Annotated in this window: 19 protein-coding genes and 1 pseudogene; 7 read left to right on the forward strand and 13 right to left on the reverse strand. The window is 55.8% G+C overall.

Annotated features, from left to right (window positions below; genetic code table 11):
- Positions 1-556: 556 nt before the first annotated feature.
- The 3 genes from P0120_05315 to P0120_05325 form a co-directional block, all read right to left on the reverse strand.
- Positions 557-1,045 (reverse strand): type VI secretion system tube protein Hcp, encoded by a 489-nt coding sequence (locus P0120_05315; GenBank protein MDF0673748.1) that lies wholly within the window; start codon positions 1,043-1,045, stop codon positions 557-559.
- A gap of 562 nt (positions 1,046-1,607) precedes the next feature.
- On the reverse strand, positions 1,608-2,135 hold the full coding sequence (locus P0120_05320; protein MDF0673749.1) for a GIY-YIG nuclease family protein: 528 nt from the start codon (positions 2,133-2,135) through the stop codon (positions 1,608-1,610).
- Between the two features lie 122 nt (positions 2,136-2,257).
- A complete protein-coding gene (locus P0120_05325) occupies positions 2,258-2,875 on the reverse strand; it encodes a hypothetical protein (protein ID MDF0673750.1) in 618 nt (205 codons plus the stop codon).
- Positions 2,876-3,287: 412 nt separating this feature from the next.
- Between P0120_05325 and vapB the strand changes: the two genes are divergently transcribed.
- Positions 3,288-3,563, forward strand: a complete 276-nt coding sequence (gene vapB, locus P0120_05330) for a type II toxin-antitoxin system VapB family antitoxin (protein MDF0673751.1) — start codon at positions 3,288-3,290, stop codon at positions 3,561-3,563.
- Complete coding sequence (locus P0120_05335; protein MDF0673752.1) at positions 3,560-3,958, forward strand: type II toxin-antitoxin system VapC family toxin; 399 nt, start codon at positions 3,560-3,562, stop codon at positions 3,956-3,958. Before vapB ends, P0120_05335 begins: the two co-directional genes overlap by 4 nt.
- A 568-nt stretch (positions 3,959-4,526) precedes the next feature.
- Here the strand turns inward: P0120_05335 and P0120_05340 are convergent.
- Positions 4,527-4,718, reverse strand: coding sequence for a hypothetical protein (locus P0120_05340; GenBank protein ID MDF0673753.1), 192 nt, complete (start codon positions 4,716-4,718; stop codon positions 4,527-4,529).
- Positions 4,719-4,960: 242 nt separating this feature from the next.
- On the opposite strand from P0120_05340, the gene P0120_05345 reads away from it, so the two are divergent.
- The 3 genes from P0120_05345 (at position 4,961) to P0120_05355 (ending at position 8,326) form a co-directional block, all read left to right on the forward strand.
- Positions 4,961-6,466, forward strand: a complete 1,506-nt coding sequence (locus tag P0120_05345; protein MDF0673754.1) for a hypothetical protein — start codon at positions 4,961-4,963, stop codon at positions 6,464-6,466.
- Between the two features lie 73 nt (positions 6,467-6,539).
- Positions 6,540-7,592: a glycosyltransferase family 4 protein gene (locus P0120_05350; GenBank protein ID MDF0673755.1), complete on the forward strand. Its 1,053-nt coding sequence runs from the start codon at positions 6,540-6,542 to the stop codon at positions 7,590-7,592.
- Between the two features lie 119 nt (positions 7,593-7,711).
- Positions 7,712-8,326 (forward strand): glucosamine-6-phosphate deaminase, encoded by a 615-nt coding sequence (locus tag P0120_05355; protein ID MDF0673756.1) that lies wholly within the window; start codon positions 7,712-7,714, stop codon positions 8,324-8,326.
- Positions 8,327-8,346: 20 nt separating this feature from the next.
- On the opposite strand, the gene P0120_05360 is transcribed toward P0120_05355, so the two are convergent.
- The 6 genes from P0120_05360 to gltB all read right to left on the reverse strand — a co-directional run bounded on the left by P0120_05360 (position 8,347) and on the right by gltB (position 16,580).
- Complete coding sequence (locus P0120_05360; GenBank protein MDF0673757.1) at positions 8,347-9,150, reverse strand: methyltransferase domain-containing protein; 804 nt, start codon at positions 9,148-9,150, stop codon at positions 8,347-8,349.
- A gap of 251 nt (positions 9,151-9,401) precedes the next feature.
- On the reverse strand, positions 9,402-9,593 hold the full coding sequence (locus tag P0120_05365; protein MDF0673758.1) for a hypothetical protein: 192 nt from the start codon (positions 9,591-9,593) through the stop codon (positions 9,402-9,404).
- A 103-nt stretch (positions 9,594-9,696) separates the two neighbouring features.
- The gene (locus P0120_05370) at positions 9,697-10,356 is read right to left on the reverse strand and encodes a nucleotidyl transferase AbiEii/AbiGii toxin family protein (protein MDF0673759.1); all 660 of its coding nucleotides are present in this window, start codon (positions 10,354-10,356) and stop codon (positions 9,697-9,699) included.
- A complete protein-coding gene (locus tag P0120_05375) occupies positions 10,326-10,553 on the reverse strand; it encodes a hypothetical protein (GenBank protein ID MDF0673760.1) in 228 nt (75 codons plus the stop codon). The genes P0120_05370 and P0120_05375 overlap by 31 nt, the downstream gene beginning before the upstream one ends.
- Positions 10,550-11,986, reverse strand: a complete 1,437-nt coding sequence (locus P0120_05380; GenBank protein ID MDF0673761.1) for a glutamate synthase subunit beta — start codon at positions 11,984-11,986, stop codon at positions 10,550-10,552. Before P0120_05380 ends, P0120_05375 begins: the two co-directional genes overlap by 4 nt.
- Positions 11,987-12,062: 76 nt before the next feature.
- On the reverse strand, positions 12,063-16,580 hold the full coding sequence (gene gltB, locus P0120_05385; GenBank protein ID MDF0673762.1) for a glutamate synthase large subunit: 4,518 nt from the start codon (positions 16,578-16,580) through the stop codon (positions 12,063-12,065).
- A gap of 241 nt (positions 16,581-16,821) precedes the next feature.
- Between gltB and P0120_05390 the strand changes: the two genes are divergently transcribed.
- Positions 16,822-18,117 (forward strand): nucleotide sugar dehydrogenase, encoded by a 1,296-nt coding sequence (locus P0120_05390; GenBank protein MDF0673763.1) that lies wholly within the window; start codon positions 16,822-16,824, stop codon positions 18,115-18,117.
- A gap of 115 nt (positions 18,118-18,232) precedes the next feature.
- Here the strand turns inward: P0120_05390 and P0120_05395 are convergent, their stop codons facing one another.
- A complete protein-coding gene (locus tag P0120_05395) occupies positions 18,233-18,550 on the reverse strand; it encodes a hypothetical protein (GenBank protein MDF0673764.1) in 318 nt (105 codons plus the stop codon).
- 28 nt (positions 18,551-18,578) lie between these two features.
- On the opposite strand from P0120_05395, the pseudogene P0120_05400 reads away from it, so the two are divergent.
- Positions 18,579-19,754: pseudogene (locus P0120_05400) on the forward strand (IS3 family transposase).
- Between the two features lie 21 nt (positions 19,755-19,775).
- On the opposite strand, the gene P0120_05405 reads toward P0120_05400, so the two are convergent.
- Positions 19,776-20,063 (reverse strand): hypothetical protein, encoded by a 288-nt coding sequence (locus P0120_05405; protein MDF0673765.1) that lies wholly within the window; start codon positions 20,061-20,063, stop codon positions 19,776-19,778.
- A gap of 1,155 nt (positions 20,064-21,218) precedes the next feature.
- Positions 21,219-23,534 (reverse strand): AAA family ATPase, encoded by a 2,316-nt coding sequence (locus P0120_05410; protein MDF0673766.1) that lies wholly within the window; start codon positions 23,532-23,534, stop codon positions 21,219-21,221.
- Positions 23,535-23,552: the final 18 nt, after the last annotated feature.

Genomic DNA, 23,552 nt, shown 5'->3' on the forward strand with positions numbered 1-23,552 from the left:
AATACCTAGCCGGTCGGTCTAGCCGACTGGTGTGAGGAACTTGTGATCGAGATCGCCAATTCACTGCGCATTGCTGTTAGCCCGAATAGGATCGTGAGATGGCTATCGGAAGGGAAATGCGGTGGGGCTGCAAGGTTATATGTATCAGAACGGATACAGTAAGAACCCATTCAGATACATGCGTACCTGAAAGAAGAGTCTCCGCCAGCCGTCTAAGTCTCCATCGTGCGCTGGCACAGAGATAACCAGTTCGGTATCGAATTTCTTCGGTATGCACAGGGAGTTCGTGAGCGAGTCACCGATCTGGTCGAAGGTTGCGAAGCTTCTGCGGTTTCCACCCACGTTCATGAAGAAGAGTTGGTCCTCAGTGCCGCCTTGGCGTAAACACCTGTCCTCATCAACCTTTCCCTCAACCTATTTTTATCATTGCTTCAATCCCACTGCTTCTGACGGCTCAAAGCACCTGTCTTCAGCTCGCTCAAGAAGAATTCCCACCAACCCATCATTTCTAGGTGGAGTGCGAGAGGTTGCATAGTCACAATTCCCGTTAACTCCCCTAGATAAGCCTGTTTGCCTTCAAGTCATAGCCACCCTTCACAACCGCTCCGAGCGACCCATCCGCCTTCTGCTCGGTGTACTCAATCTCAATCTTCCCGAAGCTCAACGACGCCTGATCCGACGGAAGGAGATCCGATCCAGCGGCACCACCCTGCTGATACGAAGACACCAGACAGTCGCTGAACCTGATCCAGTAGTACTCCTGCTGTCCCTCACCCGTCCCTCTCGTGACAAGCGTGGCGTCTTTAAAGTGTTCACCGATGGCACAGGCTTGAAAGAGCTTTGGCGAGGCCTTGCTGAGCTTCATCGTGAAATGAAAATCTTGGGCCGAGAATTTACCTCGACCTCCACCACCAGTGAAATGCTCGCCACCCGCTTGCGTTCCTCCAAAAGACCAAGAATCCAGTTGGATTTCCCCCTTATGCTTCAACGCATTACTCTCGCCCTCAATCCCGTCGACCTTAAGGAAATAATCAACAGCCGCCATGACATCCCTCCTTTTCAATGGAGTAGCTGGCGGAAAGGCTAGTCCTTAGGCGGAACGCTGTCAATGAGGTGAATGGAGAAACGACCATGTCAATTTCGTCGAGATTTGCCGAGCAGGCAAAACACTTCGCCGATTGGAAGAAACTCCGGTAAGCCCATAGGTATCCCGGACCTCAATTTTTCTGACTAATCCAACCCTGGGACAACCTTCCTACGAGCTGAACCTTCCGGGCTTAACTCTTCTTGCGCATCTGTTTTGATGTTAATGCGCCATACCGTAGCGAACGCCATTGCCATTTGATGCAGTCTCATCGCGTGCGGGTGGCCAGCCGTCACGCCGATGGCTCGACTGCGAGGGAGCCGCAGGCCGCGAGCATCGGCCCCACGGCTCACTTGCAGACGCGGAGCAACCGGAGGTTGTGCAGCGGATGTCCGGTGCAGCCGCTGGTTCGGGACGTGCTTCGCGTCCCGAACCACGACCGATAGCCCGGGGCACTGGCACCTCAGGTCTTCCGGAAGTTGACACGCTCGCAGTCGGCTGCGAGCGCTTGTTAGGCGGGAGGTCAAGCTCCCTTCGAGTCAGGAGCATCTTTGATCGACCGGAACAGCGGCTTGCTGGGACATCCTGTTCTTCGCTCATACGCTTCATACATTTCGTCAGTGGAACCGTAGAAATCCCAGTCGGCCATTTGGCCGAGGTGAATCACCTTCTGCACGGACGGGTCACCGAGCACCCACTCGAACAGCTGGACCAGGTAGTAGCCATCGGCCTGATCAGCGACGATGTAGCCCTGCCAACAGATTTTCCCGTCCTTGAAGCTGTGAAAGAACTTGCCCACAAGCGACTTGTCGGTCTGCCCGGTGATGAAATCCAGAAGGTCCTGGACAGGCGCAAACCACTCACCCTGGAGGCGGTGGACAGCGAATCTGCTGTGAAGCTCTGCCTCCGCCGTCTTGTCTCCTTCAATTGCTCGGATCAGCACTAGCTTATCCGTGGAGCCGGTCTGTAACTCGGCGAGTCGTTTATTCGGCTTGTCGGTATACCCAATCTTGATCTGGCCGTTGACGATGTTCTTGATAAAGTAGATCATCGCCTGCCCACCAGTTCGTTGGTCCGTCTAACGCTCGTCATAACCAGCAGGATTGGGCGACGCGCCAAAGGCGCGTTGACCAGGGCCGTCTGTGTTGATGGCGTTGTTGGATGACAACTCTTTCAGACCGCGCCACTCTCAATGGAGGATCGAAGAAGATCATGCTTTTTCTCCAAATGCGCATAGAATGGTTTGAGTCGCTCTTCAGTATGTTGCAAGCGCTGAATGACCTCCGCGGGAATTGTTTTCGCAAGCCACCTTTCCCAAAGTTCGACAAACTCTATGAGTTCTTCGTAATGCGCCCTAGTCTCGGGATGAGCAAGCCAATAGCTATCGCGAAACAGCTTTGCCATTTGTTGATAGGCAGGAATCAATTCCTTTCGTAACTGCGAATTGTCGTAATCGGTGAGGCTTGTAAATTCTGGTCCGCGAGTTCTGGATAACTCGCCGAGCGCCTCAGGACTCAGTCTGCTGGCTTGAGTACAGAGTTCTCGCCACACGATATCCGCAGTATCGTGGATGCGCACTCGAAGATTGCTGCGCATGAAAATTTCATTGCGAAGGCCCAGCATTGGTGAGTAGAAATCTTTCAACTGCTTCTCGATAAAAGCGAGACGACATTGGCGTTTTTCACGACGTCCCGTCAACCATGCGCCAATTCCAACGCCGAGTAAACCGGCTATCGCTGGTACAGCGATCGATACTGCCCAGCGAATAAGATCAATCTGTTCGCACGTCATAGCGGTTTCTGTTGTCATCTAGCTATTGAGTATACTGACCGGTATAGTACGCACCTGCAACCTGCCCGCAGGATCGTGATACTTGCGTATGTTCAATCACTTGTCAAGATTTCCTCTGCTGCAGGATTGGCGTGCTATACAGACCGGCATAGTTCCGTTATAGCTGCGAAGGGCTCAACACTGATCCCAGCGAATCGGCTGGACTCCGTACCCCTTTTCCAGCCCGATTTAACACATGCGTGGACGAGTTTAAGGGGGCAGACCCACTGCTTTCCAAGACCGGGCTTGGTCCGTGGGAGAGGGTTGAGGGGGTCAGGCTTTGATATCTGAACAGTCTTCCGGCATCCTGCGCTGTCCCGTCCTTCCTGACATTCCCTGACGTCCATTGACAGCGAATGGGCATCTGTATATCATGGCGTATATACATTATGGGAGGATTATGGTGGCGACGAGGAAGAAAACGAAGCTGTTTATGAGCGGCAACAGCCAGGCTGTACGAATCCCCCGCGAGTTTCAGTTGGAGGGTGGCGAGGTCGAGATTCAGCGCCGAGGCAATACGCTCGTCATTCGCCAAAAGAAACAGACGTGGCAGCCGCTCACCGATAGCCTCACCATGTTTACTGACGACTTCATGGGGGAGGGCAGGCAACAGCCTCCGATCCAGAAACGAAAGCGCCCCTTTGCATGAAGCGGATGCTGGATACCAACATCTGCATTTACCTCATCAAACAGCAGCCTCCCTCCATTATCGAGCGCTTCCTGTCGCACCCTGTCGGCGACATCGGGATTTCCAGCATCACGGTAGCTGAATTGGCTTATGGAGTCAGCAAGAGCCGTCATTCGTCCAGGAATCGCCATGCCCTTGAGCAGTTTCTTGCTCCGCTCCAGGTCGCTGGGTTTGACCAGGCTGCAGCCTGGTCATATGGTCGCTTGCGTGGGCAACTTGAGGCAAAGGGGACCCCGATTGGCTCGATGGACATGCTCATTGCTGCCCATGCATTGAGCCTTGGGGTTCGGCTCGTTAGCAACAACCTCAGGGAGTTTCAGTATGTTCCTGGCCTGCGGCTGGACAATTGGGTGTGATGTATGGTGATCAGATCCCAACCAGGAAAAGAAGTAAGGGGTCGGGAACAATTGCTTGATCGGCTACGGCCGGATGATAGGCCCTGGTGAAAAGACGGCCTCAATGGTTTGATGAATGAATAGTGATGACCCTGATGCGAGAAATGACAAAAGTTCTTGGTCGTTTTGTTTTTGCGGCTCCGTCGGAAACGGGGACAGGCCACATTTCGAATGGAACGTGTCAACGATTGGAGTTTCTGGCCGTTCAAAACGTCCGTCCAACAAGGCCGCAGCGAGAGCCCGAGGAGGTACGTTCCAAGCTTGCTTGTGCCGCTCGCTTCGATCAAAGGCGAGCGGATAGGTACTTTGCCTCCAGTTGAATTCACCGTTGAAGGGTTGACCAAGGCAAGAACGCAGTCCGGTGAAAGGCGCGTCTTAGCGCGCCGGGGTGGGCGGGTGAGAAATCGCCGTTTTCAGCAGCCTGACTTTACAGATTTTCCCGCTTGCCGATACTTGTCGATTCTCATGGCCATTTTTCGCCCTTCGGCAATGGCCCAGCCCATCATCTCGGCAATGTTCCCATCGCATCTCATTCTTCCTTGCTGATGAACCGTCTTGGTTTCAAGGCGCCAGTTGTGTAGGCAAGCCGCAACGCTTCCTCCAACCAAGCCAGGCGTTGAGTCGGTGTTGCCGCCAACATAGCCGAAAGCAAGCTTTGATCACTGGCGTCCCAATGTTCCGTTTGGACCTTCCTTGAAGCAGCCTCATGTTTGTCCGCCATCTCAGCGATCTCCCTTTCTTCGGTGAATCGCCTCCAGCTCCTTAGCGTCTGCCAACCCTCGTAAGCAGGTCCTGCTGTATGCCCGTGGAGATGAGACAACGGTGGGAGCGATGCTTTCGCCGCAGCTACAGAATGTGATTTAATAGGAATGCTCACTGCAATGAGGGGCGGCGATACCTTGATCTGATTCATCGGCGGGAGGTGTCGTGCATCCATGCTTCCGACTGGTTGGTCTCCTATTGATGGTAACTTGGCCTAACGCTCTCATGGAGGCAGAGGCGCTGGCGGAAACCAATCCGGTCCAACGAGAGAATGCTCGGCCCGGCACGGCAGAGTGGCGCCTGACCAATCCGGCATTGCATCACGAAATCGAGGGCTACGCCTCAGTTACCAGCGTCAATCGGGGGCACCCAATCAAGTTCTACGTCCACACGCAGGACCGCTTTTACAGGATCGAGATCTATCGAATGGGGTGGTACGGAGGCGCCGGCGGGAGGCTGGTGCATGGACCTGTGACCCTCCCGGGCGTCTCGCAACCGATGCCGTCGATGGATGTTCGGACCGGACTCGTTGACTGTGCATGGCAGGATCCGTACCTCCTTGTGGTCGGAAACGAGTCCGATCGGGAAGCATGGGTCAGCGGCATCTATCTCGCTAAACTGACGGCGGAGACGAGCGGCGCGCAAGCCTACATCATTTTTGTCGTGCGAGATGAGACGCGCCCCTCTGACTTTCTCTTTCAATCGAGCGTCACCACCTATCAGGCCTATAATAATTGGGGCGGCAAATCGCTTTACGACTTCAACAGCACAGATGGACGGCGGGCTTACAAAGTGTCTTTCAATCGGCCTTATGCTATCAGCAGCAATCCTGCCGCCGCCTATGGCAATGGCGCCGGCGACTTTATGACCAACAATGCCGTGCCCCCGACGGATGCCTCCTCACCTTCTGGCTGGGAATACAACATGGTACGATGGTTGGAACGGGAAGGCTATGATGTCACCTATAGCACGAATGTGGACACCCATGCGGATGCCCGTCTCCTAGACCGTCATAAAGGCTGGCTCTCCGTCGGGCATGACGAATATTGGACGTGGCAGATGCGCGCTCATGTTGAACGTGGACGAGACCGCGGCGTGCACCTCGCATTTTTCTCGGGGAATGTGTGCTATTGGCAGATCCGATTGGAGCCCAGTGCGATAACAGGTGAGCAAGATCGTACAATCGTCTCATACAAGGATGATGCACCGGCGCGCGATCCCTATGCTCAAGAGGAACGGGGAAATCGACATCTCATGACGGTGCGTTGGCGGGATGAACCGGTCAACCGGCCTGAGGAGTCATTGATCGGCGTGATGTATGACGGCAATCCCGTTGATGCTGATATTGTCATCACCAAACCTGACCACTGGACCATGATCGGTACGGAACTTCGGCCGGGGAACCGCTTACCGCGACTCTTGGGCTATGAGGCCGATCGAGTCTTTGAAAGTGCTCCACCGGGCACCACGATTCTCGCGGAATCCCCATATACCTTCGAGAGTCAGCCCCATCTGGCCCACATGACGATCTATACCCTTGATAACGGGGCGACGGTGTTCGCGGCCGGTACCATTCAATGGAGTTGGGGGCTCGACGATTTCAACGTGCCGAACCTGCGCAAGTCCAGTCTCAATCCGAACGTTCAACAGATCACAAAAAATGTCCTTGCACGGTTTCGACAAGGAGCCTCGCCACACACACGGTAATCGGGTGTTGGGCCTATGTCGAGGGCAGTATGGTGCGGACCCTCAGTAACGACCCTATCCGGAGAGATCCGGCATGAAGATCGCTCAACTGGTCCACCTAAGCGTGAGTGTGCCTCCCGATAAGTATGGGGGGACGGAACGAGTGGTCTTCCACCTCGTGGAAGAGCTGGTCCGGCTCGGTCATGACGTCACCCTGTTTGCCAGCGGTGATTCGACCACGAGCGCGAAGCTCGTCCCCATGTGCGACCGCGCACTCACCCACACGCTGTTCATCAATAGAGACGCTATCATGACGCAGATGCTGGAACAGGTGTGGAACCTGTCCCATCAGTTCGACATTATCCATTCTCATCTGGACTTCGTGGGATTTCCTCTTGCCCGCCGGTCCGAGGTCCCTGTCATTACCACGGTCCATGGACACCTGGGAGCGCCGGAACTAGCGAAGGTCTATCGCGAATTCTGGGAGATTCCTGTGGTCTCCGTTTCGTATGCGCAGCGAGCACTCTTTCGCTACAACAACTGGAAAGCGAACGTGTACCACGGGCTCCCGGTGGATCTCTATCGATTTCACTCAAAACCTCAGAAGTACCTTGCGTTCATGGGCAGGATGTCGCCGGAGAAATCGCCGGAGGTGGCGATCCGGATCGCCCAACAATTGGGCATGCCGTTGCGGATGGCCGCCAAGGTGGACCCGGTCGATCGTGAATATTTTGAGACCGAGATCGCCACTCACCTGACTCATCCGCTCATCCAGTTCATCGGAGAAATCAGCGATCGTGAAAAAGGCGCATTTCTGGGGAATGCGAGCGCAGTGCTGTGCCCCCATCGACCTGAGTCGTTCGGCTTGGTGTTGATCGAAGCATTGGCCTGTGGCACTCCAGTGGTAACCTATCGACATGGATCGTATCCGGAGCTGATCGACCATGAGACGACGGGATTTCTCTGTCGAGATGAGCAAGAGATGGTGCAAGCCGCCCGCCGCGTCGACGAGATCGATCGACGTCGATGCCGCAAAACCTTCGAGGAACGATTCACGGCCGAGCGCATGGCGAAAGAGTATGTACAACTGTACGAACGAATGCTCCAGGAAGCGTCGATGAGCGAATCCTTCTCTTCGGACGAATGATGCTGGTGTTCATCACCCATCGGAGGAAGGCAGCAGGATAGCGGGAAGCCTCGTCGTCCAGGCAATCAAGCAGACTCCGGCGTTGCGGCTCGGACTCGCGGGCAACACGCCGCTCGGCGTTGTACCGGAACTTGGTAGATCTGCACCGCACAACGCGTCTCGATTTCTCTCACGTTCGGCTTTTCAGCCTCGATGAGTTCATCGGGTTACCGAGCGACAGCCCGCACAGCTATCACATCCTCTTTCATCAGCATCTTCTCGACCATGTCAATATCGACCAGTCTCATCTCCATCTGCTGAACGGACAGGCCGAGGACATGGCCTCCTACTGTGTTTCGTATGAGCGGCTCATCCGAAACCAAGGCGGTATCAATCTGCAGATCCTAGGAATCGGGCAGAACGGCCATCTAGGATTCAAGGAACCCGGCTCCAGTCTCAACTCACGGACGGAGCGCTGTTTCCTAAGCGCGTCGACCAAACACAAGCTTGTTCGAGTCTTCGAGAGCGAGCCGGTCCCGGAATGGTCTGTAACCATGGGTCTCGGCACCATTCGTGCGGCGCGAACTCTCTTGCTGTTGGCCTTTGGAGCACACAAGGCCGAGGTCGTCGCCAAATCCTTAGAAGGACCGTTGAGCGCTTTCATACCTGCCTCGTCCATTCAGTTACATCCCAACGTCGTCCTCGTGCTTGACCGTGAAGATGTACGCAGGCCGCTCAAGACGGTCTTCCAATAAGGCCACTTTTTCCCCGAGTGCTAAGTTTTCCTCGCGGTCACGAGATGGGCCGACAATGGGAACGCCACTCGTCCATCCGCAGTAGCGTAGGGACTGAGAGCCTGCTCAGCTGCCTCTACTATGCGGCTGATCTGGTCCTCGGTTAGCAGTACTCCCATGACCGGCAACCAGCCCCTCAGATCGGCTTCGACCATGGTCTGAATGCTGGGGAACTGAGCAGTCCCTTGATGAGTCATAATTTTGGCTGAGGTTACCTCGACCTCCGAAAATAACTTGGCGAGAGTTTTCCGATTGCCGAGCACGAATGGTGCGAGCAGGGCATCGGCCGCTTGCCGACCGGCCATTTGTTCCAGTAGCGCTACCTCAGACGCATACGCCGGTATGTTGTCGAGCGAGTCCCAGATCGCCACAGCCAACCGTCCTCCTGGCGCCAGGACGCGAAGCATCTCGCGAAGGGCCCGGCGGCGATCCGCAAAGAACATGAGGCCGAACTGACTCACAACAGCGTCGAAAGACCGGTCTGGGAACGGTAGTGATTCTGCCATTCCCTCTCGCCACTCGATCGTTGGTGCGAGCTGTCTGGCAACTGAAACCATTCCAGGACTCGAGTCAATCCCCACGACATGCCCGGTTGATCTCACCCGCGAGGCGGCTTCACGCGCAAGAATTCCGGTACCGCATGCAACGTCGAGTACTCGTTGACCAAACTGGATTTGCGCGGCATCCGCGACTTTCGGGGCCCACTGCCCGAAGAGTGCCGGCACGAACAGCGCTTCATAAGCGTTCGCCGCGTCGACTTGAGCCTGTAACGTGGGCTCGCTCATGTCGTGCTTACGTCCCAAACTGTCTGACCATGTGCTCTCTGGTTCCGTATAAACTACGTACTTAGTGTCTTCGCCGAAACACACGGTTTTCGTACGTTAAGGGATTGAGCGATTCAAGAACAGTTAGCGGTTGCTTTCAGCGGCCACTCTTGGAGGAGCGACCAGATTGTCGATACGGCTCACTCACTGTGATTATCTTTCTTTTTTCGGCGATGGTCCGGAGATCACCGATTCGACGATCCCATCGCGTCCTATTCTTCCTTGGTCATCATCCGTCTCGGCTTCAAGGCCCCAGTGGCGTAGGCCAATTGCAGTGCCTCCTCTGGCCAAGCGAGCCGTTGCGCTGGCGTCGCCACCAGCGTTGCCGAAAGCAGGCTCTGATCACTAGCGTCCCAATGCTCCGCTTGTATCTCCCCTGAAGCCCCCTCACATTTGTTCGCCATGTCAGCGATCTCCCTTTCGCCTGTGGATTGCCTCCAGCTCCTCAACGTCTGCCAAGTCCATCGGTTTGTCGGCACTCACCCACACAATTCGAACATCCCTGATTTATTTCTTCTTTAGCCGACCTTTTCCTGATTTTGGCCTATGCTTCTTTGAGTGAGATCTTGATCCTTGAATGAGCCCCGCAATATCGGTCCAAAGCTCTGGCATATCGAGAGCACCAGCCATTCCACGAACCTCTCTGCGAATTCGCCTGACATCCAGCTTCGGATTAGAAGTCACGATCACGCGGATATCCTGAAGGTCCTGAGGGCGGTGCGCAACAGCCTTCATGACAATCAGGTCTTCCGGGGCAACCACGGGAACGACAAGATCATCAATCTTGACGCCTATCGCATGCTCAATCGCATATCGTTCGAACGGTAATCGTCCGAGCGCGATGTCGACGCTGACACCGCTTTCAGAATGCTCGAGAAGAAGGACGGCGTTCCGCCGCGCGAATGCAATCGCGTCCGATATTCGTGGATACAAGCCTTCCACTGCCGCTAACTTGACGAAGCGGTTCAGATGCCGTTCATCCAGCAAGACCGCAACATCAACGTCTTCCGTTGCCCTTGCTTGTCCGTGGATACTAGCAGCGACCCCTCCGATAATTATGCCGGGGACATCAGACGTTTTGAAAAGAGTGCAGAGAGAGCGAATGGCAGGAGCAAGGGAAGCGAAGGAGGACGGATTTACAAGGTCGTGGTCTTTAGTTGTAGCCACCGACGTCTGACCTCTTGTTCAGACTCCTGCTTGAGTGCTTTCATCCGAGGAAGAAGGCCCAATCCAGCGGCGATCCGGTAGGCAGCATCCATTTTCTTGAATTTTATCTCCAGTGGAGTATGCCGCAACTCGTCCGCGATAATTTGATTAACGGCACGCCAGCGATTGCGATAGGCCTGCGCTTCTTTCTTTGTCATTTCACCGATGTCTTCGCCGACTTGCCGGCTTGCAGATACTGATCGATCCCCGCCGCCATTTTGCGGCCTTCGGCGATGGCCCAGACGATGAGTGACGCGCCGCGTTTGGTGTCGCCGCCGGCGAAAACGCCGTCGAGGTTGGTCATGAAGCTCTCGTCCACTGATACCGCCCCGCGCGCGTCATACTTCACACCCAGATCGTCGAGCAGGCCGTTCTTGACCGGACCGGTGAACCCCATGGCCAGCAGCACGAGATCAACGTTCATCTCGAATTCGGTCCCCGGCATCGATACAAACTTTCCACTTTCGAACTTGACACGGTTTGCATGTAATTTTGTGACGTGGCCATTGTGGCCGGTAAACTTCGTCGTGGACACACTCCATTGCCGGTCGCAGCCCTCCTCGTGAGCGTGCGATGTGCGCAGTTGCATCGGCCAGAGCGGCCAAGGGGTCGATTCGGCCCGCTGCGTCGGCGGTTCCGGCAGCAATTCAAATTGATGCGCTTCGACACAGCCTTGACGGTGCGCGGTGCCGAGGCAGTCGGACCCGGTATCACCTCCACCGATGATGACCACTCGTTTACCCTTCGCTGTAATCGGCTCGTCGCTGAGAGGAATGCCCGCCGTCCGCTTATTCTGCTGGGTGAGATACACCATGGCCGGATGCACACCCTTCAGCTCGCGCCCCGGGATCGCCAACTCGCGGGCCTGCTCAGCACCGAGGGTCAGTCCGACAGCATCGAACTGTTTGCGCAGCTGTTCGCCGGTGATGTCTTTGCCCACCGTGACGCCTGTTTGAAACTTCACCCCTTCGACCTTCAGCTGTTCCAGCCGTCTGTCGATGACCCACTTCTCCATCTTGAAGTCGGGAATGCCGTAACGGAGTAACCCGCCGATCCGATCGGCTTTTTCGAAGAGCGTCACGTCGTGGCCGGACCGAGCCAGCTGCTGCGCGGCAGCGAGTCCAGCCGGACCGGAACCGACAATCGCCACCGATTTCCCGGTTTTCACGACCGGCAGAATCGGCGTGACGAGTCCGTCGTTGAACCCGCGATCGACGATGTTCCATTCAATGATGCGGATTGCAACCGGATCTTCATTGATGCCGAGCACGCAGGCTCCCTCGCAGGGCGCTGGACAGAGCCGACCGGTGAACTCGGGGAAATTGTTCGTCGTATGAAGCGCTTTGAGGGCATCCTTCCATCGCCCGCGATAGACCAGATCGTTCCACTCCGGGATCAGATTGATCACGGGACAGCCGGTGTTGCCTTGGCAAAACGGCACCCCGCAATCCATGCAGCGCGCGCCCTGGGTTTTCAGTTTCTCCTCGGAGATCGGTTCGTACATCTCCTTCCAATCGAGCACACGCAGCTCGATCGGCTTGCGCTTCGGGCCCTCTCGGGTATATTTCATGAAACCCTTTGGATCACCCATTTCTTCAGTCCTGAGTGCTGAGAGTTGAGTGCTGAGTGAAAATCAGGATCTCAGCACTTTCTTGCTTAGCACTTATTCAATGCACCGCGCTCGCCTTGCGCTTCCGTTCTTCCAAGACTCGCTTGTAATCCACCGGCATCACCTTCACAAACTTCGGCAAGATGGCCTCGAATGTATCGAGGACTTGCTTGGCCTTTCGGCTACCCGTGTACATGAAGTGCTTTGCGATCAGATCATGCAGGAGCCGCTTATCTTCGGCCGTCGTCACCGCTTCCAACTCGACCATCCCGGTGTTGCAGCGGCTCTGGAACGTCCCAAGGTCGTCCAGCACGAACGCCACTCCCCCGGACATGCCGGCCGCGAAGTTACGCCCGGTCCTGCCGAGCACCACGACTACGCCACCGGTCATGTACTCACAACCGTGATCGCCCGTCCCTTCGACGACGGCATGCGCCCCGCTGTTCCGCACGGCAAACCGTTCACCCGCCATTCCGTAGAAATAGGCCTCGCCTTGCGTTGCTCCATAGAGTGACGTATTGCCGATCAAAATCGTCTCTTCAGGATGATAAAGAATGTTCTTCGGCGGGAAGACAATGATCTTGCCGCCGGACAATCCCTTGCCGATGTAATCATTGGACTCGCCTTCCAATGTCAGCGTGATACCTTTCGCAAGGAAGGCTCCGAACGATTGACCGGCCGAGCCGGCGAACCTAATTGAAACCGTGTCTTCCGGCAACCCGTCCGGCCCGTACGTCTTCACGATCTTGCTCGAGAGCACCGTGCCGGTCGTGCGGTTGATGTTCCTGATCGGGAGCTCGAGCCTGACCTTCTCACCCTTCTCGATCGCAGCCTTGCAGAGTTCGACGAGCTTGTTGTCGAGGATGTCGGCGAGACCATGGTCCTGCTTCTGCACACAATAGCGCGGCACATCCGCCGGGACATCAGGAGCCGTCAGCAGTGGCGTGAGATTCAACCCCTTCGCTTTCCAGTGGTCAACGGCTTTCGTGGTCTTGAGCTTGTCGACACGGCCGACCATCTCGTTGATCGTCCGGAAACCTAGCCTTGCCATCAGCTGCCGTGCTTCTTCGGCCACGAAGAAGAGATAGTTCACGATGTATTCCGGTTTGCCGTCGAACTTCTTGCGTAATTCCGGATCCTGCGTCGCAATACCGACGGGGCAGGTGTTCAGATGACACTTGCGCATCATGATGCAGCCTTCGACGATCAGCGGCGCTGTCGCGAATCCATATTCCTCTGCCCCAAGCAAGGTGGCGATGACGACGTCGCGGCCGGTCTTCATCTGGCCATCGGTCTCGACTCGGATGCGGCCGCGTAGGTCGTTGAGAACCAGCGTTTGATGAGTTTCCGCCAGACCCAGCTCCCACGGGATCCCGGCGTACTTGATCGATGCCAATGGGGACGCGCCCGTGCCACCCGAATCGCCGCTGATGAGCACCTTGTCCGCATGGGCCTTGGCGACACCGGCTGCGACCGTGCCGACGCCGACCTCCGCCACCAGTTTCACGGAGACACCGGCATCCGGATTGGAATTCTTCAAGTCGAAGATGAGCTGGGCTAAGTCCTCGATCGAATAGATGTCGTGATGCGGCGGCGGCGAAATCAGTTGTACGCCGGGCGTGGCATAACGGAAGCGCGCGATGTTCTCGTCCACCTTGTGTCCCGGCAGCTGGCCGCCTTCGCCGGGCTTGGCTCCCTGCGCCATCTTGATCTGCAACTCCCGCGCGTTGATGAGGTAATGGGCCGTGACTCCGAATCGGGCCGAGGCCACCTGCTTGATGTAGCTGTTCTTCGAATCACCGTTCGGCAAGGGTGTGAACCGCTCCGGATCCTCACCGCCTTCCCCCGTGTTGCTCTTGCCGCCGAGCCGGTTCATGGCAATCGCGAGCGTTTCATGCGCTTCCTTGCTGATCGACCCGAACGACATCGCGCCCGTGTTGAAGCGCTTGACGATGTCTTTCGCTGGCTCCACTTCTTCGATAGGAATCGACTGCGGCGCGAACTTGAAATCGAGCAGGCCGCGCAGGTTTGACCGCCGTTGACTCTCGTCGTTGACGAGTTGAGCGAATTCGGCGTAGGTCTTCGCGTCGTTCGCGCGACTGGCATGCTGCAGTTTATAGATTGTTTCCGGATTCCAGTTATGGTGCTCGCTCTGAATGCGGTAGTGGACCTCTCCGCCGAAATCCAGTTGGCGGATCGCCGCCGGTTCGTAAGCAGTGAGGTGTCGGCGTAGCGTTTCTTCACCAATATCGCGAATCCCGACTCCTTCGATGCGCGACGCCGTGCCGGTGAAGTAGCGCTCGATAACTTCGTGATTCAGCCCGATGGCCTCGAAAATCTGGGCTCCACAGTAGGACTGCACGGTCGAGATACCCATCTTGGAAAAGATCTTGAGCAAGCCCTTGTTGATGGCCTTGATGAACTTGCCTTCCGCGGTCTGCGCGTCGAGCCCTTCCGGCAGATAGCCATCGCGCTCCATGTCCACGAGCGTTTCGAAGACCAGGTACGGATTGATCGTCCCGGCGCCGTAGCCGATCAAACAGGCGAACTGATGGACATCGCGCGGCTCTCCGGTCTCCAGAATTAACCCGACTTCGGTTCTCGTGCATTCCCGCACCAGATGATGGTGCACGGCCGAAATACCGAGGAGGCTTGGGATGGGCGCCCAAGCCTCATCGACCCTGCGATCGCTGAGGATCAAGAACTTGTACCCCTCCTTGATCGCGTGTGACGCCTCCTTACAGAGTTCATCGACCGCCGCACCGAGACCGTCCGCTCCTTCAGTCACGCGGAATAACATGCGGAGCGTCTTGCTCTTGAAATTCGGATCGGAGATGCCGCGGATCTTTTGGAGATCGGCGTTCGTCAAAATCGGCTGTTGCACCTTGATGCGGCGGCAAGATTCGGGCGACTCATCCATCAAATTCGGCTTCGGACCGATGTTCGTGACGAGCGACATCACGAGCTGTTCGCGAATCGGATCGATCGGCGGGTTCGTGACCTGGGCAAACAGTTGCTTGAAGTACTTGAACAAGAGCTGCGGTCGATCGGACAACACCGCCAACGGTGTGTCGGTGCCCATCGACGACACCGGCTCTTCGCCGTTCACGATCATGGGCGTGATGACCATCTTGAGCTCCTCGACCGTATAGCCGAAGGCTTGCTGCCGCTGCCTGATCGTCGGGTGATCCGGCTGCGGAACATTCAACGGCTCCGGCAGCTCATCGAGCGAGACACCGTATTGCGTCACCCAACTGCGATAGGGCTTCCGCTTGACGATGTCGGATTTGATCTCTTCGTCGTCAATGATCCGGCCCTGCGCCGTATCGACCAAAAACATGCGTCCGGGCATGAGACGGCCCTTCATGCGGATCTCCTTCGCCGGAACCGGTAAGACTCCGGCCTCCGATGCCAGGACGACCGTGCCGTCCGCCATGACCTGATAGCGACAGGGGCGGAGACCGTTGCGATCCAGGGTGGCGCCGATCATCTTGCCGTCGGTAAAACAGACCGCCGCCGGTCCGTCCCACGGCTCCATCATCGCCGCGTGATACTGGTAGAAGCCCCGGCGATCCAAATCCATCTGGGCATTCGCCACCCACGGTTCGGGAATCAACATCATCATGGCATGCGGCAGCGATCGCCCCCCAAGCAGCAGGAATTCGAGGGCATTATCCAGACAGGCCGAGTCGCTTTGATTGTCGGAGACGATCGGGAATAGTTTCTCCATGTCCTTCCCGAACAGCTCGGAATGAAGGCGGCCTTGGCGAGCTCTCATCCAATTGACGTTCCCCTTCAGGGTATTGATCTCCCCGTTATGGCACACATACCGATAGGGATGGGCACGCGGCCAAGTAGGAAAGGTGTTCGTACTGAAGCGTGAGTGCACCAAGGCCAGTGCGCTTGCCATCCGTTCATCGGTGAGGTCCTGGTAGTAGGCCGCCATTTGATGCGGCAACAGCAGCCCCTTATAGACGATGGTATTGGCCGACAAGCTGGATACGTAGAAATGTTCTCGTCCTAGAATGGCCGACTCTGCCACGGCCTTCTCAACCCGTCTGCGGATCACATAGAGTTTCCGTTCGAATTGCGCCTCATTCAGCGCGTCGCGCGCGACAAAGATCTGCCGCATGAACGGCTCCGTCGTTCGCGCTACCGAGCCGATCGTGTCGCTTTTGACCGGCACATCACGCCAGCCGAGCAGGCGCAGGCCCTCTTCCCCAATGACTTCAGTGAACAGCTTCTCGCACAGCCGTCGGGAATCTGCATTGGGCGGCAGAAACAACTGCCCCACCCCGTACTCGCCGACTTCCGGCAATGACACGCCGGCATCCTCCGCGACTCGTTTCAAGAATGTGTGCGGGACCTGCAGAAGAATTCCGGCTCCATCTCCCGTGCATGGATCACAGCCTTGCGCGCCTCGATGGGTAAGGTTCTCCAATACTTGCAGTCCTTTACGGACAATGTCATGGGATTTCTTCCCTTTGATATTGACGACAAAGCCGATCCCACAAGAGTCCTTCTCGTGCTGAGGATCGTAGAGTCCCTGTCGGCTGGGAAACCCAGGAATATTCATCTGCCTATCTCGTTCAAAGGATGAAAGTTCCCTATAGTATAGGGAATGAGATCTGCGAGAAACTTGGGTGGATTTGCCCCCATAGCGTTCAGGGTGAACCTCACCCGGTTGTTAAGATGGGACCTTACTGGATGGGTCATTCTTCTGTCAAGGTTACGACAGGCATAGCCTTTCCTTGACGACCAAGGCGTCTTCTGCCATTGTTTAGTGTCATTTGGTTCATTACTCATCAGGGGGTGGTATGGATAAGCAACCATCGCGTTCAATTGCCGTTGTGGGATTGGGCTACGTAGGCCTCCCAATTGCCGTGGCATTTGGGAAGATTGCTCCTGTCGTTGGGTTTGACATCAATAAAAGGAAAATTGAAGAACTACGAAAGGGAATCGATCGGACAGGAGAGGTATCACAAAATGATCTAACTGCTGCTCAAATAAGATACTCATCGGAGCCCTCGGACCTTAAAACGGCCGACTTCATTATTGTTGCAGTTCCGACTCCCATCAATGAAGCATTACAGCCGGATCTCACCGCCTTAGAAAAAGCCTCGGAGCTGATCGGGCGACACTTATCTTCAGGTACCATCGTGGTCTATGAATCGACTGTTTACCCGGGCGCGACGGAAGAAGTGTGTCTGCCGATCTTGGAACGTTCTTCTGGAATGAAAGCGGGCGGAGATTTTAAATTAGGTTACTCACCGGAGCGAATAAATCCCGGGGATAAAGAACATACACTCGAAAAGATTACCAAGGTCGTATCGGCGCAGGACCCTGAATCTCTGAACATCGTAGCGGACACATATGCGTTAGTTGTGAAAGCGGGTGTTCATCGAGCATCAAGTATCAGGGTCGCAGAAGCAGCGAAGGTCATCGAAAACACTCAACGAGACCTTAATATTGCACTGATGAACGAGCTCGCTTTGATTTTTCATCGACTAGGAATAGATACCAAATCTGTGCTTGAAGCCGCAGGGACGAAATGGAATTTTCTCAAGTTCTCTCCTGGTCTTGTCGGTGGCCATTGTATCGGAGTGGATCCTTATTATTTGACTTCAAAGGCGGAATCAGTGGGCTATCATCCACAAGTCATTCTTTCTGGCCGGCGCATTAACAACGGCATGGGAAAGTTTGTGGCGGAACACACCATGAAGCTACTCAGCCACTTATCACGACCTGCTAATGAACTCAGAGTAGGGGTGCTCGGCTTGACGTTTAAGGAAAACGTTCCAGATCTCCGTAACAGCAAAGTGCCTGACATCGTCTCCGAACTTCGTGAATATGGAATCGACGTACTCGTACATGATCCCATCGCAGAGAGTGAAGAAGCCGTGGCAGAGTACGGCATTCATCTCGTCGAATGGAAAGAGATGAAAGACCTTGATGGATTGATTATTGCCGTTGCGCACAAGAAGTTTTCCAATATGAGCGTCGTCGATCTACTGAAGCCTCTTCGCAATCAGAAGCAAGGCGTCGTGATCGACGTGAAGAGCATCCTTGATCCAAGTCACATTCCTGCGTCGATAAGATACTGGCGGCTGTAACGACATGCTGGATCTCAGAGACAGGACAATCTCGATTGCGGGCAAGTAGGGATGTTCCTCGATCCTGGCTTGAAGAGAGCATTCTCTTAACCATCACCCCTTCTTGAAACAACTCTTAACGAGAGCGGAGGACCAAGAGGTTGGCCTGCCGCATGAGCCGCAGCACAGGAGGTTGGAACGTGCGAATCCCCTCCGCTCGCAGCCGCACCCAGGCCTTGCGGTGGCTCTCTCCCAGAAACGGCGCGGTGGTGATCCCCGCTCGAATAGGGCCCGTGAGCACCTCATCGGTGTCTGCCGTCTTCGGCCTCCGCTTGGTGGGCGAGAGGGACAGCTGTGCACCGCGACCCTGCTGCGCATAGAAGGTCGACCGACTCAGGCCCCATTCCTGACAGACCCCGCACTGTGCTAGGCTCGAAAAAGTGGACGCCTTCAACCTATGATCTGAGGTCTGGAGGTGTGAGATGGAACGAGTTCCGCGACAGCAGTATACGAAGGAGTTCCGTGAGCAAGCGGTGCAGCTGGTCCTGGAACAGAAGTTGACGATTCCAGAGGTAGCAAGACGCCTGGCCATGTCGGGCAAGACGCTCGAGAACTGGGTGTGTCGAGCCCGGCGCGGTCAGCTCGCGACGCTGGGGGAGAGCCGACGGCCCGTGACAGAGCTGGAGGCCGAGGTCTCTCGGCTGAAGCGCGACCTGGCCGAGGCGCGGATGGAGCGCGACATCTTAAAAAAAGCCACCGCGTACTTTGCCAAGGCGCAGCTGCCCGGTACGCGCTCATGAGGACGCTGCGGCCCCAGTATCCCCTGAGTGTGTTGTGTCGGGTGCTGGAGGTGTCCCGAAGTGGGTACTATGCCTGGCGCACGCGCCGTCCCTCGAAGCGCGCTCAGGAGAACGCGCGCCTAGAAGTGGCGATCCAGGCCGCGCATGTGCGCACCCGGCAGACCTATGGGCCGGAACGTCTCCAAGCGGAATTGCGTGAGGATGGGTTCCCCGCTGGGGTCGGACGCATCAAACGGCTACGCAAGAAACTGAGACTACGTTGCAAACAGGTGCGCTGGTTCACGACCACGACGGATTCAAAGCACTCGCTGCCGGTGGCGGAGAATGTCTTGGCCCAAACGTTTGTCGCCACGCGCCCGAACGAGACCTGGGTCACCGACATCACGTATATCCCCACCGCAGAAGGGTGGTTGTATCTGGCGGGGATCAAAGATCTGTATACATGTGAGGTGGTTGGGCATGCGATGGGGGCGCGGATGACGACGGACTTGGTGCAGGGGGCGCTCAGGAACGCTCTCGACACCAAGCGCCCGGCCCCGGGGCTCATTCATCATTCTGATCGCGGCTCTCAATATTGTGCCCAGGACTATCAAGCGCAATTGCGGCAGTTCGGCCTGACCCCGTCTATGAGTCGGAAGGGCAACTGCTATGATAACGCGCCGATGGAGAGTTTCTGGGGAACGCTCAAGAATGAGCTGGTGCACCACCGGCGGTATGAAACACGGGAGCAGGCTCGGCGAGAGATCACGGAGTACATCGAGGCTCTTCTATAACCGTCAGCGTCGGCATTCCAGGCTGGGAAATTGCTCGCCCGCGGTGTTTGCCCAGCAGTGGGCTCGTCAACAGCTGGCGGCGTGAGGCGGCAACTCATGGCGTCCACTATTGACAACCGGGGTCACCCACACCATACAGTTCCAAGCGCATCGTGAGATCCCCAACCAAGGTCTTGATCCGTGCTAACTCCGCATCCCGCTCATCGTCGGTTCGACTCTTCAGGCTCACGGTGCCGCTGGTGAGGAACTGGTCCCGCCATGCGGCGAGCCGGGCTGCCGTAAGTCCCAATTCGCGGGAGACCAGATCCAGAGCTTCACTGCACAGCAGCCGCAGCACGGCTTCCACATTCTTGCGCGAGGAGAAGCGGCCTCGTTCCGTCTCCGATTCTGCCATGGACACCTCCTTCGATGAGGGGCAGTAGGCCCCAAATGCGTGCTCAAGGAAATCGTGAGGCGGGGGACGTCATGGTTGATCCCTCCTTGGTGGATCAGCCACAGTCTGCTTCAGTTCATGCGTCACTTGTCTTAGCGAGGAGCAGTATACGCAACTCACGGAGAGGGAACGCCGTCGATACACTACTGCGGGACTAGGACCGCAAGGTCACGTTCTCCTCGTTCCCACAAGGGATTGGCGAAGCTGTGGGCCACACAAACATCCTGGAATCCCCCTTCGCTTCAGTACGGCTCCGCCCAGACGCGTCCCGCCCCTACAAGCGCGTGGAGGAAAACCAATGCGATCATCCAGAAGGCGCTCCGGGATCCCCCGAACCGCCGTGGCGCACGCTGCACGCACCGGAGCTGTTGCCGCTTGTAGCCACAGCATGACATTCAAGGACGGAAACAAGCTGAAGTCGGGACACAAGAGAAATGAGGTGAGCCGGCAGCCGGAGAGGACCACCGCCTGAACTCATTTACACACCGCTTGACGGTGGCTCGTCGATAAACCCGCCACAGCCAGTTATGATTCCCACCGGTGCCCCTGTTCCGCAAGCAGTTCATATATTTCTGGAAACCCCACCGTGAATGGCGCACACTCAGAGCCCTCGATGCGCCGATCACCGGGGCATCGCACCGGACCCAATCGCCGAGAGAACGATGGTACCTCTCTCGAACCCGTTCTACTACCCGGCCTGCTCGCTGAACCAGAAGGCTACTCACCATGACCAGATAGACCACAACCTCCCGGCGCTCAGCGGTGCCTTGGAGCTTTTTGTGCTCACATCCTTCAGAGCCGCGTGCTTCAGTGATAGCGGTCCTCCGTTTGGACTGCCTAGAATCTATCTCAAAATCGATTTGGGAGGAGCTCAGTTCTGCACAGCGTAGCCGCACGTCCTGCAAACGAACCTTGCTGAAAATGCCGGGGTCAACCACTCAGTGCCCCGCGCTCGCGCTTGCTCGAAACGTTGATTGTTAATCTTGAGATTCGGTTCCGCTCTTCAGGAAAACTTACACGGAAAACATGTGGTGAGACGAACCACTGAGCATCAAGCGCTCTTCGGGTTGTTATTGTCGTGACGAGAGCCTAATCGCCTTCAATTGAAAACACGTGTTAAACAGCTACTCGACTTTCGCTGACCGCGTACTCCAACATATAGCTCGGAAGAGAATTTGATGCCACACCATTGAGAACCACATGAATGGGTCTATCCGCACGCAGCGATCCAATCGCCTGTGTGACAGCTTGCTTGGACGTTAGGTTCGCTCTCACCACAAGGAGGAGGAGATCGCTATGACTCTCTAGCACATTCATCGTGGCCACAGGTAGAATTGGAGGAGCATTCAGCAGAATATAATCAAATTCCTCTCGTAATTGAGCCAACACACGATTGAGTTGACCCGCCCTTAATAGGTCGTTGGAATTAGCCACAGATTCGCCAGCCGGCATTATCCAACATGGAACATCCGTGAAGGAACACATGGCCTGCTGCAACGGAATGTCACTTCTTAGACAATCAATCAGCCCATGGCTTATCGGTGATTCGAGGAAGGCCGTTAGTTCGGGATAGACGAAGTCACAATCCATCAAGAGTACCCGCCTTCCAAAGTCTCGCGAAAGCGTATAGCCAAGATTAATCACCGTTGTCGTTTTTCCTTCGCCTTTGATGGCACTCGTCACAGCGACAACCATCGGCGCCCCGGTCGCGTTGAGCAACTGCAATCTCGCCGCGGCGACTCGATACTGCTCAGCAGCCATGGAACGTGGGAACATCTTCGCAACAAATCTTCTATCGGTCTCGTGCAAATTCGGTCGTTCAGCCAACGGCTGCTTGTTCAGCTCAGCCTCCGACCGCGATCTGATGGTTATGCCCAGCGAAGGTCTCGGCAAAGCGGAGTTCTGAAAATACCCTGGATCGGCGGCCGTACGCCACAGTAACGAAAAATCAGGAATGGCCGCCAATAACCGAGGGCCTGCAAGAAGCAGTTCTACATCTTCTGGACCTCGGAACTGAGGAGTGAGTCGCTCACGTACAACCGACAGGCCTGCCCCCAAAACGCATCCGAACAAGAGCCCTAATACCAAAACTCTTGGGCTGTTTGGAATGGCTGGCACCTGCGGTAAATAAGGACGGTCCAATATGCGGTACTTTCCGCCTCTCTGCCGTTTTTCGATATTTTCCTCGACCCGCGTATGCAGGCGTTTATCAAGGAGCATCGCGTAATTGGTCTTCATATTATTGTAGTCGCGCTCAAGGACAAGCAGCTCCTGTTCAACTGAAGGCGACCTATCGAGGCGCTGTTCGAGATCTCGCTTGGTGGCGCGCAATTGATCTAGCCGCTGTCTGAGAAGAGCTATCTCGGTTCGTTCCTCGTTTTGCTGCTTCAACAGATCTTGGAGGTACGGATCGAGCGGCGTCTTGTCCGGCCGAATCGCATCCCGACCATACAGATTGGTTAACTCTTCTTCCGTTTGCCGAATTTCTTCCTTAGTTAGGATGATCTCGGGATACCCATCCCAAAATTCCGCCCTGAGCTTGACTAGTTTCTCTCGGAGTTCCTTCAGATGCCGAAACAGAGGATCCGGTTCTACCGAGCGTGTGGTCCCGATGCCAAAACTCTGCTGCCCGGATGTACGGTACAGCTGAACCGCTTGATGCAGTGTGTCAAGCTTATCTGCGTGACGCTGAAGACTTTCTGAAGTGGCCGTGATCTCTGCTTCTGCTCGATCCAAAGCTCGAAGGTTGGTGTCTGCCTGCTGGGGAAGGTCACCAAGGTGTGACTTCTTGAACTGACTGATACTCTCTTCCCTTTTTTCCAGTTCGTGCTTTAATGCACGCAGCTCTTCATCAAGGAATTCTCCCGTGCCTTCGACCTCCTTCTCACGCTCCCGGTTGCTCACCTCAATGAATTTGTCCGCGATTCGTGCCGTCACCGACATGGCAGTTTTCGGATCCGGATGTAGAACGGAAACCACGAAGCCGTCAACCAAGTTCTGTGAAGTTTTGCCTCCAGCTGGGTCGATCATGGCTCGCTCAACTCTCGTCATAGTCGCTAACTCGCCCCAGCCGATTAACTCTCCTTGCTCATCCGCTCCATCACTGGGTAGATTTAATTCTTTTGCTATCGCACCCAAGAAATCCTGGCTGATAATTTGCTTCTGAATCAGAAAGAGACGTTTCTCAAAATGTTGATCCGCATTTTCTCCTTTATTGATAACGTCGTCGATTCCCTTGCGTTCTTCCGCCACAATCAAGGCCTGTGACTGATAGTACTTAGTAGCAATCAGCAGGTAACCCCAAGCCAGCGTCAAAGACAGCGCGATCGCGCCTGCGATGATCCATTTATTACGCGAGGCGATGATGGCATACTCGCGCACTGCGTCTACTCCCGTTTGTTCTACTGAGGCGATTGGCTCAGAATATTGCATGCGTGCCCTCCGAACAAC

Source organism: Nitrospira sp. (assembly GCA_029194675.1).
GTDB lineage: Bacteria > Nitrospirota > Nitrospiria > Nitrospirales > Nitrospiraceae > Nitrospira_D.